Raw genomic sequence first — 15,973 nt, 5'->3', positions numbered from 1 at the left:
CTCCTCATCTTTTTCGGACAAATTTCTGTGGGCCTGTAACGCTGACGGATAGCTACCGATATTCAAGACAGCCCCGTGCTGCTGCCTGACCCCCGACCTGGCAGCAACGCGGGGCTCTTGTATGTCCGGATACCCTGTTGAGTAGTGCTGGGTACGCGCCGCAGCCCCGGTCGATGCAGCAGTCCCGGTCCATGCGACAAGGAGTTAAACGAGTGAGTGACGCAGACGGTTCACCCCCGGAGAAGAACAACGGCGTGGACGGCTCCGAAGCTCCCGACAACTCTGTGCCGGTTTCGGAAGGATCAGCGCAGGACCAAGCAGCTCCAGAGGAATCAACGCTCGACGGGCCGGCGCCGGATGAATCGGCCAACGAGATCACGACAGTCATTCCTGTTGTGCCGGCTGTTCCCACCGATACCGATCCCAGCGACACCGAGGTTCCGGCCGGCGCAGCGGAGCCGACTCAACAATTCGAACCGGTTCTTCCGGCGGTAGCGCCCGAGCCTCTGGCCGTTGATCAGCCGTCGGCGTCGAAGAAGTGGGTCAAGCCCGCGCTGATCGTCGGCGGGATTCTTGCGGTGGGAGTTCTTGCCTACGGGGTGGATGTGTTCGCATCGTCCGGAAACACGCCACGGGGCACTCAGGTCGCCGGCATCGACATCGGTAACCGATCGCCGGCCGACGCGGAAACAGTTCTGCGCGCGGAGTTGGGCCCGAGGCTTGTCGAGCCCGTTACGGTGAGCGCGGACGATGTGGAGTCCGAGATCGTTCCCGCATCGGCCGGCATCGACGTGGACTGGTCGGCAACGTTGGCGGGTGTGAATGAGCAACCGCTCAATCCGATCACGCGGATCACCTCGTTCTTCAGCTCGCGTGAGGTGCCGGTGGTGTCGAGCGTCGATCAGGCGGCATTGGACGCATCGATGACGGTTGTCGCGGCCACCAGTGATCGTGCGCCGGTCGAAGGTGCTGTTGTCATTTCCGGTGGTGAAGCGTCGGGTGTGTCGCCGGTGGTGGGCCGCGCCCTCGATCTGCCCGGTGCGGCAGCAACATTCGTTGACGAGTGGTCCTCGGGTGACGTGGTGGACCTACCGGTGGACGACACCCCCGTGACGGTGACGCAGGCCGGTGTCGATCGCGCGCTGCAGGACGTGGCTCAGCCGGCTGTGTCCGGTGAGGTTGTGGTCAACGGGCGTGACGGTAAGGAAGCGACCATCGGCGTCGACCAGATCGGCGAGATTCTGACGTTTGCTCCCGACGGTTCGGGTGGATTGACGCCGCAGTACAACACCGACGCCGCGGTGCGGATCCTGGCTCCGCAATTGGTGTCGACGGAGGTTCAGCCGAAGGACGCGTCGATCACGCTGGCCGGCGGCGCGCCGACTGTGGTGCCGGGTGTGGTCGGTGACCTGATCAATTGGCCGGAAACAGTGAAGGAACTGCCGGTTCTGCTCACCAGCACTGGCTCTCGGGCAACTCCGGCTGTGTACGGTCCGGTTCCGCCGGCACTTACCACCGAGGGCGCAGAGGCGCTCGGCATCAAGGAAGTGATCGGTGAGTACACCACCGGCGGCTTCGAGTACGCGTCCGGTGTGAACATTGCCTTGGCGGCATCGGTGCTCAACGGTGCGATCGTCGAACCGGGAGAAACGTTCTCGTTCAACGAGTTCACCGGACCGCGCGGCGCTGCCCAGGGGTACGTGGAATCGGGAATCATCAACAACGGCCGACCGGACAAAGCCGTCGGCGGCGGCATCAGCCAGCTGGCGACAACGCTCTACAACGCAACGTATTTCGCCGGGATGGAAGACGTCGCGCACACCGAGCACAGCTATTACATCTCGCGGTACCCGGAGGCCCGTGAGGCCACGATCTTCGACGGCGCGATCGATTTGCAGTTCCGTAATCCGTCGAAGACCGGTGTGATGATTCAAACGATCACGACGTCATCGAATGTGACAGTGAGGATCTGGGGTACGAAGACCGTCGACGTGGAGTCGATCACCGGATCGCGTACGTCTCCCACATCGCCGAACACGGTGGTCCTGCCCAAGGGCGACGGGTGTATTGCGTCCAGTGGCGCGCCCGGCTTCACAACGAGTGATACTCGTGTGATCACCGACCACGCCACCGGCGCCCAGGTTTCTTCGGATACTCGCACCGTGAAATACGATCCGGTTCCGATCGTGAAGTGCGAGTAGGAAACTACTTCTTACCCACCAGCGGTCCGAGTGTGCGGCCGGCCAGGTCGACGATTCCGGGCTCGTTGCCGTTGGTGATGAGGTTGATGACCACTCCGTCGATTCCGTGGTCGAGGATGCGCGACTGAACTTGCTCGGCGACGTCGTCCGGGCTGCCGACGAAGTGACGCTCAGTAGCCTTGGCGACCACGTCTTCCGGCGCGGTGGTGATGTCGAGCCCGCGTTCTGCCATGAAATCGCGTTGGTGGGCGCGCGCCTTGTCACCGTCCTCGTCGATCATCATGAAGGTGAGGAAGCTGGTTTCGAGTGTGGAGCGGTCGCGTCCCACTTCGTCACATCGTGCTGCGAGGGCTTCCATCTTGCGGGGCAGTTCGGACGGATCACAGATGATGTTGAGGTGGTCCGCGAATCGCGCGGCAAGGGCAAACGTCTTTTTCTCGCCGCCGCCGCCGAGCAGGATCGGCAGGTCGTCGCGGACGCGGGGTTCGTTGATGGCGTCCTTGACGTGGTACCACGTGCCGTCGAAGGTGGGCCGCTGACCACGGAGCATCGGTTCGATGATCTGCAGAGCCTCGTCGAGTTTCTGGAACCTTTCGGTGAAGGTGCCGAACTCGTAGCCGAAGGAATTGTGTTCGAGTTCGAACCAGCCTGCTCCGATGCCGAGGATGGCGCGGCCACCGCTCACCACATCCAGTGTGGTGACGGTCTTGGCGAGCATCGGCGGGTTTCGGTACGTGTTGCCGGTGACGAGGGCAGACAGCTGGATGGTGCTGGTGGCCGTTGCCAGCCCGGAGAGCGCTGAATACGCCTCGAGCATGGGTGCGTCGGGTTCGCCGATGCCGGGGAGTTGGTAGAAGTGATCCATCACGAACGCGGTGTCGAAACCGGCGGCTTCGGCTTCACGAGCTTGCGCGATGACGGTGGGGAAGAGGTCCTTGACCGGGCCACCGTAGCTGAAATTGGGCATTTGGTATCCGAGGCGAGTGCTCACTGGTTTGACGTTACTCGCGATCGGTTGCCCTGGCACGACTTTACCAACTCTATGGATTCTGTTGTGCCGGGCAGACTTCGGGAGTTCAGAGTTCTTCCTCGGCGGCTTCGCGTTCGGCGGCGCGCTTCTGGTGGTGCTTTACGCCCAGGACGGCGGCCGTGAGACCGACGAGTGCGCCGACTCCAGTTCCGGCCCAGGTCGCGATTCCCTCGTCCAGCCAAGCCATGAGTTGGCCGACAATGCCGATCAATGCGATCAGATAGACGGACCCGGCCAGGAGAACTCGGGGCTGGAGACCCTTCAGGCTTGCGTAGGCGTCGACGTCGTGAGCCTGTGCGTACCGCAGCACCACCATCGAGCAGATAAACCATCCGATGATCAGTCCCACAGAAATCCAGGCGCCGGTTCGTCCGGCAACCCAGGGCAGGATCGCCGCTGCGATCAAGGCGATCCAGTACGCCAATTGGAACCCGACGGCCGAGGCTTCGTTCCACACGTCGCGTTGGCGCTCGTCCTTGTAGAAGTCGTCGTCCAGATCGCCGACGAATCGCAGTGCCTTCATCATGGTGCTCATACTGTCTCCTCGGCATGTTCCGGTAGCGGGAAGAGCGTTTCGACGGTGGTGCCCAGGGCTCTTGCCAGGCGCACCGCCAGGTAAACGCTGGGTGCGTAGTCACCGCGTTCGATGGAGACAATGCTCTGTCGACTCACCTGCCCAGCTGCGGCCAGCTGCGCCTGCGTGAGCCCGACGCTGCGTCGGTGCTCACGCACTCGGTTGTCTCCGGCTCTTTCGGGCATGGGAAAAGTAAAGGATACTTGTCATTCAATGTCAAGCAGACTTGTCATTACTGCCGGTGTTACACCTCGATCGGGGGATGCAATCTGTCCATCGTCCACTGCCGATTACGTCGGGCAGCAAGTGAACTGGCGGTCAGTGATGCGATCAGCACACCGCTGAGTACCGCGATGGACACCCAGAGTCTCGAGTCGATCCCGCCCACCGTGAGCTGGCGCAAACCGTTGACGGCGTAGGTCATCGGGTCGAAGGGATGAATGATCTGGAAGGGTTTGGCTGTGGTTTCCACGGGATAGATTCCGCCGGCCGAGACCAGTTGCAACATCAGGAACGCCAGGGTGACAACACGTCCGACGGACACGCCGAATATCGCGTTGAAGGCTTGGATCAGAGCCATGTAGGTGCCCGTGATGAGTATGAGGAATCCGATGGTGCCCGCGACATGCGTGGCATGCAGCCCCACCCCGAAGTGCACTACCACGTACATGACGATCACCTGGCAGACGCCGATCAGCAGTGCCGGCCAGTACGACGCCAGGACAACGCGCAGTGCGCCGAGTCCGTTGGCGATCGGACGGTTCTGCAACGGCTTGAGCAGCATCCACGTGATGATGCCGCCCACGAACAGTGCAAGGGGAAGGAAGAACGGAGCAAAACCGGTGCCGAAGGTAGCCGCTCGGTTTTTGTAGGTTTCCTGTAGTTCGACCGGGCTGGAGAGTGTTTGCGCTGCTGCCGTGCGCTGCTCGTCGGTCCAGCTCGGCACCTGCCCGGAGCCCTCGCTGAGTTTTGTGGCGAGTTCGGACGCGCCGGCTTGCAACTTGGGGGTTCCCTCGGCGAGTTGAGCGGCGCCGGTGGAGAGTTCGATGCTGCCGTCGGTGAGCTGGACGAGGCCACTGCTCAGCGTTTGAGCTCCGGCGTTGACCTCCTGGCCGCCGTCGCGCAATTGGACGAGTCCGCTGCGCAGCTCGCCGCCTCCGTCGACTGCGGCGCTCAGGCCGGCGCGGAAGGTGCTCGACGGGTCCCCGAGTTGATACGCGAGTTGCTGCGCGCCGCTCTTGAGTTCGGCCAGTTGCCCCATGGTGGACTCGCCGAAGCCTTGAGTGCGGAGCATGTCCTGGGCGGGTACCAATGCGTTGGCGATCTGCTGGGAGACGGGGTCGGGGTTCAGACGCAGTGCCGCCACAGCTTGGCTCACCAACTGTGTTGCCTGAGCTTGGGTGTCGCCCAGGACGTTGAGGGTGTCGACAACTTGGGTGACACCGCCACTGAGTTCTGTGGCGCCGTTGCCCAGTTGACCGGCGCCCACATCGAGTTGCCCCAATCCGTCGGTGAGAGCCAGAATGCCACCGGTGGCGGTGTCGATTCCCGCCGAGAGTTGGGCTGTGCCACCGGCGAGAGTGGCGGCGCCGTCACGGGCGGTCACCATGTTGTCCGCCAAAGTTTTGGAGCCACTGGCAAGTTGGGCTGCGCCGTCGTTTGCCGTTGTCATTCCGGCGGAAAGTTCCTGCGCGCCGTCAGCGGCCTGCTTCAACCCGGCACCCGCGTCGGTGAGCCCCAGCAGGACCGTCTCGACGGATTGTGCGCCGATTGTGGCACCCACCTGGTTGAGGACCTGTTGGGCGGCATTTTGGCCGATGATGGTGGCCAGGTAGTTGTTCACGTCGTTGAACGTGAACTGCAACTGGGCTTTATGTGGATTGTCGGACGTGGGCGATGCAACCGCTTCACTGAAATTCTCGGGCAATGTCAACGAGAAGTAGTACGTGCCGTCCGAAACGCCCTGCGCTGCTTCGGCCGGGGAGACGACGTGCAGGTCCAGCTCGCCGGAGTCGAGGAGAGCTTGGCTCACCTGGTCACCGGCGTTGAGTTCTTTCCCTTGAACCATGGCGCCGCGATCGATGTTGACCAGTGCGACCGGAACCTTGTTAACCTCACCGAACGGATTCCAGAACGCCCACAAGTACATTGCGCCGTACAGCAGTGGCATGAGGATGATGGTGACGAGTGCGATTCGGGGCATGACTCCCCGGGAGAACCGCTTGAGTTCGGTTCCGAGTGACATTCCTGCAAGCATCGCGGCTACCTCGCGCCTTCTTGTTCGGGATTGGTGACATCGTCGAGCAGGGTGAGCGCGTCGACGGGCGACCCCTCGGGCAGCGGATTTACCGTCGAACAGATGATGGTCTGATATCGGCCGAGGTCGGCGAGTCTCTCTACCAGGTAGGCGCGCTCGGAATCGCGTCGTACCTGTTCGAGGTCGTCGATGACAAGCACCGCGGGCTTCTTGGTATTCGCGACGGCGATCCGCAGCAGGGTGGCTTCGAGTTCACCGAGATCGCTGACGTACTGACCAAGGCGAGGTAGTGGGTGCTCGCCGAACACCGGTCCGCAGACGGCGGCCAGTTGCTCTTCTCCGGCGCGGCCGATCAATTTGTACCATGGTGCATCCCAACGGATCTGCTCCGTGACGAGGTCGCGAACAGTGACCGACTGCGCCAGTTCGTCGATGTCCTCGAAACCGGCGATGCAGCACAGGTCGAAGATGTCGCGCGGGCGGGTACGTCCGAATACGCTCAGTGATCCGGAACTGGGCTTCAATCGCCCGCTCAGCGCCAGGAGCAGTGAGGTGCGTCCGGAGCCGGCCGAGCCTTCGATGACGGTGACGCCGCCGGCTCCGATGTCGAGGTCTACCGGACCGAATACCGGGCCCCACGGGCCGTCGAGGCGCAGTCCTCGTGCTGTCACTGCTGTCTCGCGGGTGTACTCGGGCTGAGATTCGTACGCCTCGTGCAGAGCGGCCACGGCGATCACCTTTTCGGGTTGGAGTCGGCAGTGTTGGTTCAGCCAACCACAGACAACCCGAACCGGTGATCCAAGTGTGCGTCCGATCGTGAAGGTTTTTGCTCGCTGAGCGGGTAAAAACCTTCACGATCACGCAGCTGAAACAGGTCCGGCCGCCGAGGGAAAACCCTCGGCGGCCGGACCCGTCAGCAGATCAGAATGCAGCTTCGTCGATCTCCATGATGTCGCTTTCCGTGTTGGCGATGATCTCGCGCGACGCGGTGAGCTCCGGCAGTACGTTCTTGGCGAAGAAGGACGCGATGGCGACCTTGCCCTCGTAGAACGCCTTGTCCTTGTCGGAAGCACCGTTGTCCAGCGCTGTGAGAGCGATCTCCGACTGACGCAGCAACTGCCAACCGATGATCAGGTCGCCGACAGCCATCAGGAAGCGCACCGAGCCGAGTCCGACCTTGTACAGCTCGGAAGGCTGCTCCTGGGCGCCCATGAGGAACCCGGTGAGGGTTGCTGCCATGGTCTGGACGTCTTCGAGAGCGGTGGCGAGCAGTGCGCGCTCTGCCTTGAGGCGACCGTTGCCTGCTTCACTGTCGATGAACTGCTTGATCTGTCCGGCAATGTGAGCGAGGGCGACACCGCGGTCACGAGCGATCTTGCGGAAGAAGAAGTCCTGCGCCTGGATGGCGGTGGTTCCTTCGTACAGCGAGTCGATCTTGGAGTCGCGGATGTACTGCTCGATCGGGTAGTCCTGCAGGAAGCCGGAGCCGCCGAGGGTCTGGAGGCTGTCCGTCAGGTACTGGTACGCACGCTCGGAGCCGACGCCCTTGACGATGGGGAGCATGAGGTCGTTGACGCGGAACGCGGTGTCCTTGTCGGCGCCCGAGACGTGCTTGGCGACGATCTCGTCCTGGTGTGCGGCGGTGTAGAGGTACACAGCACGCAGGCCTTCGGCGTATGCCTTCTGCATTGCGAGGCTACGACGCACGTCGGGGTGATGCGTGATGGTGACGCGGGGTGCGGCCTTGTTGCTCATCTGGGTGAGATCGGCACCCTGGACGCGCTGCTTGGCGTAGTCGAGAGCGTTGAGGTAGCCGGTGGAGAGGGTGGAGATAGCTTTGGTGCCCACCATCATTCGAGCGTGCTCGATGACGTCGAACATCTGCGCGATACCGTTGTGAACCTCGCCGACCAACCAACCCTGTGCGGGGACGCCGTGGCCACCGAAGGTGAGCTCACACGTGGTGGACGCCTTGAGGCCCATCTTGTGCTCGACGTTGGTGACGAAGACGCCGTTGCGCTCGCCGAGTTCGTTGGTCTCGAAGTTGAAGTGCGTCTTCGGGACGAAGAACAGGCTCAGGCCCTTGGTGCCGGGGCCGGCGCCTTCGGGGCGAGCGAGGACGAGGTGGAAGATGTTCTCGAACAGATCATCCGACGTTGCAGACGTGATGAAGCGCTTGACACCTTCGATGTGCCAGGAGCCGTCGTCCTGCTTGATCGCCTTGGTGCGGCCGGCGCCGACATCGGAACCGGCGTCTGGCTCGGTGAGGACCATGGTGGCGCCCCATCCGCGTTCCACGGCGGTGGCTGCCCAGCTCTTCTGCTCTTCGGTGCCGTTGTTGAACAGCACGTCGGCGAAGGAGGGGCCGGCCTGGTACATGAATGCGGCCGGTTGCGCGCCGAGAAGCATTTCGGAGATCGCCCATACGACCGCGCGGGGGACGGGTACGCCGCCGACCTCTTCGCTCAGGCCCATGCGGAACCACTCGGCGTCCCACATGGAGCGGAAGGACTTCTTGAAGGACTCGGGAAGCTTCGCCTCGTGGGTCTCCGGGTCGAAGACAGGCGGGTTACGGTCGGCGTCGGCGAAGGCCTCGGCGAGCGGTCCCTCTGCGAGTCGTGCGACCTCGGCCAGCATGCTGCGGACGGTGTCGGCATCGAGATCGCCCCAAGCGCCTTCGCTCAGTGGCTTTTCCAGTCCGAGTACCTCGAAGAGGTTGAACTCGAGGTCCCGAACGTTGCTCTTGTAATGGCCCATGTCTGCTTCTCCCAGTGAGGTGGTGCGGTCCAGCACTCCTAGTACCGCCCGAAGTTTATTACTCGTCGGTAACTTAATACATGTTACTAGTCGTTCTTTCAACTGCCAACAACAAATTTCCTGCCGATGACAAGAGCGTCGATCGCAATTCCCGTTTCGGTGTGTCTGTGGGGATTTCCGGCAATCTCGAACTCGAGGCTCGCGCTGAACTCTTCCATCAAATCTTCTGGGGTGTACAGGATTTCGGGATCTTGTGGTCCGCCGACTCCGTAGTCGACATTGCTGCGGTCGTGACCCAGAATCATGAGGATTCCATCAGGTTTCAAAGAATTTATGGCACGGTTCACAACCACCGTGCGCTGTGGCGCCGGCAGATGGAGGTACAGGACGAGCGCAAGATCGTAGTTGGAGCCGTACTCGAGCGTGGTGACGTCACCGCAGCGGTAGTCCAGTCGATCGACGACGGAGCGCGGGGATCGGGAGGCGATCGTGCGGGCCTTGTCGATCGCGACGGCCGAGTAGTCGATACCGGTCACCTCCCAGCCTCGCGTCGCCAGCCACAACGCGTTGCGGCCCTCACCGCAGGCCAGGTCCAATGCCTGGCCGTGGGGGAGGGCCGTCGCGTATTCCACCAGAAGCTCGTTCGGGGGAGCGCCCCAGACAAGTTCGGATCGTTCGTATTTCTTGTCCCAGTCCGCCGCGTCCATGAGTAACGACGGTAGTGGCACTCAGCTCTTACGCAGTCCCGCTCGCGTCGGGATAGCGATCGAGAGGAATCCCAAGGCGGCGGTAACGGCAACAACCGACCCGTAGACCACCGGCGAGACGGTGGGAATCGGCGTGCCGGAGACCGCCAGAGCGATCCCCACCAGCGGCGGGATGGTAATCAGTGTCCCCACCACGATGGCAATACCGACCACCATGACGGATTCGATACGCATCATCGCGCGGACCTGACTGGTCCGGGCGCCCACCAGTTGCAGTAATGCAAACTCCCGCGAGCGTTCGGCCGTGGCCGCGACCAAGGTGTTCACAACAGCGACGGCCAGATAGCCGAGCAGAATCAGGACCGCGAGGATGCTCACCCAGGACTGCATCCGGCGCTCGTCGGCGCCGGCGGCACCGAACTGGTCCTGGTTCAGGGCAGCGACAGCGGGGAAGGATTGCAGCGACTGCTGCACCTCTTCGACGCGTCCGGGTTCGGTGCGAACCAGAACGGTGTCGATCAGCGCGTCCGTCGAGTGCGTCCGCAGCGTGTCGACGGGCAGAGTGACGTCGCCGAAACCGAGCCCTCGACCGTACGTCGCGACGACCAACGGATGTATCACCGTGCCGTCGCCGAGATGGAGATCGATGCGACCGCCGACGCGGGCACCGAGGGTGAAGGCGCCGTCGCTGCTCACGGCAACGGTGTCGCCGGTCAGATCGGCCAGATCTCCGTCGATGACATCGAGGTCGAGAGTGGACGTGGCATGGGCTGCGTCGATCCCCTGCGCGGAGATCGGCGTGACCGACGTGCCGGTCTCGTCCCCGCTCGGTATCGGCAGGACCTGACTGCGGACGACGGGGTTGGCGGCGCTCACACCGGGCACCGCCGCGATGGAATCGAGGAGCGTGGGTGCGATGCCGGCCGGAGCGCCGACGATCAGATCGGCGGTCACTCCTTTGATCGATTGATCGGTGGCCTCCGCGGCGACGGTGGACTGGCTGAAGAACTGCACGCAGCCCAGGGCGATGGCCAGAGCTAACGGCACGATGGCGGAGGAGAGTCGACGCGAATGAGATTCGGCATTTGCGGCGGCCAGAACTCGCGGCGCTCGGGTGCTACGACGCAGTGGCCCGCCGACGGCTCGAATGATGGCGCGAACCAGCAGTGGGCCGAGTAAGGCGACGGAGAAGATCAGCAACAGTGCGCTGCTGCCCGCTCCGGCAGCTGCGACCTCGCCGGGCAGGAATGCCGGGAGTGCGGACATACTCAGTCCGAGTACGCCGACCACTGCGCCGGTGACAATCCGGGGTTTACTCAATTCGGCTGGGCCGCGCTCGGATTCGCGCAGCGCCTCGGTGGGCTCGAGTTTTGCCGGGCGCCGGGCAGCCACTGCGGCTGCGCCCCGTGCGGTCAGAAGGCAGATGGCAAATGCGCCGAGCACGGGAATCGGGCTGTACACCAAGGCAAAATCGGGAGGGATGACGCCGGCGCTCGCGAACTGAGCGCCCAGAACTCGGGCGAGCAGGAATCCGGGGATCAACCCGAGGGCTGCTGCGGCGGCAGAGACGAGGAGCACCTCGCGTCCGATCATCGTGTGAATCTGGCGGGTGGTGGCGCCGATTGCGCGCAGCAGAGCGAACTCTCGACGGCGCGCGTTGATCGACAGTGACAGCGTGCTGGACACGACGAACATGGCGACCATCAGCGCGAGACCGGCGAATGATGCACAGAGCGCGATCAGCTGGGTTCGGGCAGCTCCGGCATCGAGGAATTCGACGCCTCCGCGTGCGGTGCCGGTCGATACTTCCGCGCCGGTTCCGGTCAGGGCTTCGCGGGCGAGAGCGGCCGCGTTCACGCCTTCAGGCGCGATCACGCCGACGGCAGTGACCGAGTTCTGGTGCGGCCACAACCGTTCAACCTCCTGGTCGTCGAGGAAGACGAGTGCCGGACGGTCGGGTGACGCTTCCGGCATCGAATCAGCGGTGCCGACTACGGTGTAGTCGTTCACTACCGCGCCGTGTGCCAGCGTGATTCGCTCACCGACTGCGGCTCCGGTGGTCGAGACCACCTCGTTTCGGCTCTGCGGAGCGTGGCCCTCGGTGAGCGAGTAGGGCGCCAATTGTGCTGTGCTCCAGGGATGCGCGTCGAGCACAACGCCCTCGCCGGTGCTGACGGGGACGGAGATATCGGGAATCACAGTGGCATCGAGCGCATCGAGCTTGCGGACCACGGCATCGTCGAGCAGAACCCGCTCGGCAAAAGGCTGATCGGCGTCCTCCTTGACGGCAAGTGCCTGCGGCGCGCTGACGACGGCGTCGGCTCCGGCGTAGAGGTGCGGCGAGACTCCGCCTCGCACTCCCGATTCCAGTAAAATGCCCAACGCGCAGGTGAGGAGGGCGGCGCAGAACACGGACACGAATACGGCGATGAAGCCGGAGCGATGTGCCTTCAGGTGGGCAACGGTGTGAGCTTTCACGGTCACCAGTCCCCGAGGTGTGTCATGCGCTCGGCGACCTGCGCCGGGCTGGGCCGGTCGAGGTGCCCGACCAGTTTTCCGTCGGCCAGAAACAGCACTCGGTCGGCATACGATGCCGCAACGGGATCATGAGTGACCATGACAACGGTTTGATCGAACTCGGCAGCGGTGTGGCGCAACAGTTCCAAAACCTGCTTCGCGCTACGTGAATCGAGTGCGCCGGTGGGTTCGTCGGCAAAGAGCGCGTCGGGTCGGGTGATGAGTGCTCGGGCGATGGCGACTCGTTGTTGTTGTCCGCCGGAAAGTTCGGCGGGTGCGCGATTGCGTAACGCGCCCAGTCCGACGGCATCCAGAACGAAGGTCAGATAGTTCTCGTCGGCGGTGCGTCCGGCGAGGAGCAGGGGAAGCGTGATGTTCTGCTGCACGGTCAGTGCGCCGAGAAGGTTGTACGCCTGGAAGACAAACCCGACGTGATCGCGTCGGAAAATGCTGCGGGCCTTCGGCTTCAGTCGTGTTATGTCGGTGCCGCCCAGCCAGGTCGATCCGCTGGTCGGGCTGTCGAGACCGGCAGCACAGTGCAGGAAGGTGCTCTTGCCGGAACCGGACGGGCCCATGACTGCGGTAAACGTGCTCCGGGGCAGGGTGAGGCTGACGTTGTCGAGAGCGGTGACGCCGCCGACCTTGCCGTAGACCTTGCTGACTCCCTCGAGGCGAACGGCCGCAGCGGTCGTCGTCGGCGCCGGGGGAGTGAGGACCGCGTGTCGATTCTTCATGGAATGAACGCTAGGGATATTCGTCGCTCCTCGACATCCTGCAGAGTCCCGAATCGATGGTGTAGCCAGCTGTAGTGGATCTGCGCCGTGAGTGCGGCATGCTGGGACGGTGAAGCAGAGATTGCGGGCAGTGCGCTACGTACTCGTCGAGGGGTGCACCGGCGTGGTGTCCTTGGCGTTGGTGATCGTGGGCATGGTCTTGCTTTCATTGTCGGTGCTGATCGTGGGGTGGGTGCTGATTCCGTCGTACCTGCGTGTGTTGCGGTGGTGGGCGGATCTTGCCCGCACCCGGTCGGCGCGCTACTCGGGTTCCGCTGTTCCCCATCGCTATCCGCCGATGCCGGCCAATCCGGGAATCGGGGATCTGCGGCGGTTGCTCACCGATCGGTCGACGCGGCGCGACGGCGGCTGGTTGGTTCTCCATGCGATGGGAGCGCCGGTGGCCGGGCTTCTCACCGTCGCGTTGCCACTGGGCGCGCTCAATACCTTTGCGGTTCCGTTCTATTGGCAGGCGATGCCCGCTGACGAGCCGGTGTCCAACCCTTACCCCGTGACGTCGTGGTGGGGGGCAGCTGGCATGCCCGTCGTCGGCGCTCTGTATTTGTTGTTGGCGTGGTGGCTGATTCCGGCGATGGCGCGGTGGCTCTCTCTGTTGGCGTCGTCTCTGTTGGCGAAGGATGCCCGGGCGGATTTGTCGCGACGGGTGAGTGAGTTGACCGCGAGCCGGGCGGCGGCGTTGGACGCGCACTCGGCAGAGCTCAAACGTATCGAGCGGGATCTGCACGACGGCGCCCAGAATCGGCTGGTGGCGGTGGTGATGATGCTCGGAATGGCAGAGCGGGCACTGTCGAACAATCCGGATCAAGCACTTCCTCAGCTGCACCGGGCGCAGGCTGCGGCTACGGAGGCGCTGAGCGAGCTGCGGGCGCTTGTTCACGACATCTACCCGCCGATTCTCGACGAACTCGGACTGGAAGGTGCGGTGTCCGCTCTTGCGGGACGTTCATCCGTGCCCTGTGTGCTCGAGATCGAGGACCTACGACGCGCTCCGGCCGCGGTGGAGGCCGCTGCGTATTTTGTGGTGGCCGAGGCACTGACCAACGTTGTCAAGCACAGTGGCGCACGCACTGTCACGGTACGAGCGGCCACGAAATCCGATCCTGAGACCATGACGATCGACGTTCTCGACAACGGGTCCGGCGGCGCGAGCGAGCGGGCCGGAGGCGGCCTCGCCGGGATCAGGCGTCGGGTCGAAGCATTCGAGGGAACTGTAAGCCTGGACAGTCCGGCCGGTGGGCCGACAACGATGAGGGTGGAATTGCCGTGCGGATTCTGATTGCCGAGGACGACGCGTTGCTGCGTGAAGGACTGGCGCTGCTGTTGCGCGGGGAGGGCTACGAGGTAGTTGCGGTGCCAGACGCGGACCAGTTCTTGTCGGTGTTCGACGAGAGCGCTCCCGATGCCGCCGTCCTGGACGTGCGGATGCCTCCTACATTCACCAACGAGGGTCTGCGGGCCGCGATCGAGATTCGCAAGACACGGCCGGGCTTTCCCGTTCTGGTGCTCTCCGCGTACGTGGAGGACCGATACGCCGGTGAGCTCCTCGCGGGCGGCGCCGGAGGCGTGGGATACCTCCTGAAGGAACGTGTCGGCAAGGTCGCCGAATTTGTCGACGCGCTCGAGCGGGTGATTGGCGGCGGAACCGTCATGGATCCGGAGGTGGTATCCCAACTGATGAGCCGCCGGCGCGCCGACGATCCCATTCGCGCACTCACTCCGCGGGAATCGGAAGTGCTCGGTTTGATGGCAGAAGGGTTGGGAAACCAGGAAATCGCGCACAAACTTGTTGTCAGCGACACCGCTGTGAGCAAGCACATAGGAAATATCTTCGCGAAGCTCGGCCTGTCGACTTCCCAAAGCGGCCATCGTCGTGTTCTGGCTGTTCTAGCCCATTTGCGAGCTTGATCGAACATCTGGACGGCAGACGCGCTCGAAGCGTAATGTGAGCCAGCCTCATGTTGTTGTCGTAACCTAACGGTGACCTGAGAGGCGTGGGCGTATGTCCGCTACGTAACGTGTGATCTCGGAAACGAGTAGAGCACCTGAAGACAACGAGGAGATCGATCAATGGGTAAGCCGATTGCCAGCGTGGCCGGAGGTCGGCAGTCCGTCCTTCTCGGGCTCGGCGTTCACCGCCCTGAGCGGGTTGTGACCAACGACGAGATCTGCGAGACGATCGATTCCACCGACGAGTGGATTCAGACCCGCACAGGCATCAAGTCGCGCCGCTTTGCCGGCGACGGCGAAGGCGTCGTCGCGATGTCTCTCGGTGCCGCACGCGGCGCTCTGGCAGCCAGTGGCATCGCTCCCGAGCAGATCGGCGCTGTCATCATCGCCACCTCCACCTACGACCTGCAGACACCGCAGGCCGCGTCGGTGATCGCTCACGAACTCGGTATGAACGGTCCGGCCGCATTCGACCTGGCTGCCGGCTGCGCCGGGTTCAGCACCGCACTCGGTGTCGCCAATGACCTGATCCGCGGCGGAACTGCCGACTACGCACTTGTTGTCGGCGTCGATCGCATGAGCGACACCACCGAGCCCACCGACCGCAGCGTGCGCTTCATCTTCGGCGACGGCGCCGGTGCCGTCATCGTCGGTGTCAGTGACACCGTGGGAATCGGCCCCGTCGAGTGGGGTTCGGACGGAAGCCAGTCCGACGCCATCAAGCAGGAGCCGAGCTGGCTCGAGTTCATCGAGAAGCCCGAAGGCGCTCGCCCGTGGATCAAGATGGCCGGCACGGCCGTATTCCGTTGGGCTGCTTTCGAAATGGGCAAGGTTGCCACGCGCACACTCGAAAAGTCGGGTCTGACCATCGATGACATCGACGCGTTTGTGCCGCACCAGGCCAACCAGCGCATCAACGAGGTCATCGCGCGCAGCATGAAGCTGCCCGAGGGATTCCCGGTCTCCAACGACATCGCCGAGACGGGCAATACGTCTGCTGCTTCGGTTCCCCTGGCCATGGAGCAGATGCTCCGCGACGGCCAGGTCAAGCCGGGTGACAAGGCCCTGTTGGTCGGCTTCGGTGCCGGACTGTCCTACGCCGGCCAGGTTGTCATCCTGCCGCCGCTCGGAACTGATCCGAACGCCTGATCGTCTTCTTGCAGACAAGAGCCCGCGAACCTCGAAAGGT

13 protein-coding genes are annotated in these 15,973 nt (G+C 63.4%); 4 read left to right on the top strand and 9 right to left on the bottom strand.

Features of this window, described 5'->3' with window-relative positions:
* The first annotated feature begins 173 nt into the window (after positions 1-173).
* Complete coding sequence (locus FFI94_RS25100; RefSeq protein ID WP_138873399.1) at positions 174-2,201, top strand: VanW family protein; 2,028 nt, start codon at positions 174-176, stop codon at positions 2,199-2,201.
* 4 nt (positions 2,202-2,205) lie between these two features.
* Here the strand turns inward: FFI94_RS25100 and FFI94_RS25095 are convergent, their stop codons facing one another.
* The 9 genes from FFI94_RS25095 to FFI94_RS25055 form a co-directional block, all read right to left on the bottom strand.
* The gene (locus FFI94_RS25095) at positions 2,206-3,192 is read right to left on the bottom strand and encodes an LLM class F420-dependent oxidoreductase (protein WP_185993318.1); all 987 of its coding nucleotides are present in this window, start codon (positions 3,190-3,192) and stop codon (positions 2,206-2,208) included.
* An 85-nt stretch (positions 3,193-3,277) separates the two neighbouring features.
* The gene (locus FFI94_RS25090) at positions 3,278-3,766 is read right to left on the bottom strand and encodes a hypothetical protein (protein WP_138870202.1); all 489 of its coding nucleotides are present in this window, start codon (positions 3,764-3,766) and stop codon (positions 3,278-3,280) included.
* Positions 3,763-3,990 (bottom strand): helix-turn-helix transcriptional regulator, encoded by a 228-nt coding sequence (locus tag FFI94_RS25085; protein WP_138870201.1) that lies wholly within the window; start codon positions 3,988-3,990, stop codon positions 3,763-3,765. Before FFI94_RS25085 ends, FFI94_RS25090 begins: the two co-directional genes overlap by 4 nt.
* Before the next feature lie 59 nt (positions 3,991-4,049).
* Positions 4,050-6,062, bottom strand: coding sequence for a YhgE/Pip domain-containing protein (locus FFI94_RS25080; RefSeq protein WP_138870200.1), 2,013 nt, complete (start codon positions 6,060-6,062; stop codon positions 4,050-4,052).
* 5 nt (positions 6,063-6,067) lie between these two features.
* Positions 6,068-6,790 (bottom strand): ATP-binding cassette domain-containing protein, encoded by a 723-nt coding sequence (locus FFI94_RS25075; protein ID WP_138870199.1) that lies wholly within the window; start codon positions 6,788-6,790, stop codon positions 6,068-6,070.
* 193 nt (positions 6,791-6,983) lie between these two features.
* A complete protein-coding gene (locus tag FFI94_RS25070; RefSeq protein WP_138873397.1) occupies positions 6,984-8,819 on the bottom strand; it encodes an acyl-CoA dehydrogenase in 1,836 nt (611 codons plus the stop codon).
* A gap of 98 nt (positions 8,820-8,917) precedes the next feature.
* Positions 8,918-9,526: a bifunctional 2-polyprenyl-6-hydroxyphenol methylase/3-demethylubiquinol 3-O-methyltransferase UbiG gene (locus FFI94_RS25065; RefSeq protein ID WP_138870198.1), complete on the bottom strand. Its 609-nt coding sequence runs from the start codon at positions 9,524-9,526 to the stop codon at positions 8,918-8,920.
* A gap of 21 nt (positions 9,527-9,547) precedes the next feature.
* Complete coding sequence (locus tag FFI94_RS25060) at positions 9,548-12,004, bottom strand: ABC transporter permease (RefSeq protein WP_260684312.1); 2,457 nt, start codon at positions 12,002-12,004, stop codon at positions 9,548-9,550.
* A 2-nt stretch (positions 12,005-12,006) separates the two neighbouring features.
* Entirely contained in the window at positions 12,007-12,777 is a 771-nt protein-coding gene (locus FFI94_RS25055; protein ID WP_138870196.1) for an ABC transporter ATP-binding protein, read from the bottom strand.
* A gap of 109 nt (positions 12,778-12,886) precedes the next feature.
* On the opposite strand from FFI94_RS25055, the gene FFI94_RS25050 reads away from it, so the two are divergent.
* The 3 genes from FFI94_RS25050 to FFI94_RS25040 all read left to right on the top strand — a co-directional run bounded on the left by FFI94_RS25050 (position 12,887) and on the right by FFI94_RS25040 (position 15,933).
* Positions 12,887-14,113, top strand: coding sequence for a sensor histidine kinase (locus tag FFI94_RS25050; protein ID WP_138870195.1), 1,227 nt, complete (start codon positions 12,887-12,889; stop codon positions 14,111-14,113).
* Positions 14,101-14,742, top strand: a complete 642-nt coding sequence (locus FFI94_RS25045; RefSeq protein WP_138870194.1) for a response regulator transcription factor — start codon at positions 14,101-14,103, stop codon at positions 14,740-14,742. Before FFI94_RS25050 ends, FFI94_RS25045 begins: the two co-directional genes overlap by 13 nt.
* A 162-nt stretch (positions 14,743-14,904) precedes the next feature.
* The gene (locus tag FFI94_RS25040; protein WP_033231678.1) at positions 14,905-15,933 is read left to right on the top strand and encodes a beta-ketoacyl-ACP synthase III; all 1,029 of its coding nucleotides are present in this window, start codon (positions 14,905-14,907) and stop codon (positions 15,931-15,933) included.
* Positions 15,934-15,973 lie beyond the last annotated feature (40 nt).

This window comes from Rhodococcus sp. KBS0724 (genome assembly GCF_005938745.2).
Classification (GTDB): Bacteria; Actinomycetota; Actinomycetes; order Mycobacteriales; family Mycobacteriaceae; genus Rhodococcus_F.
Note: the sequence above shows the minus strand (reverse complement) of the source record. Positions and strands in the feature narration are given on the sequence as shown.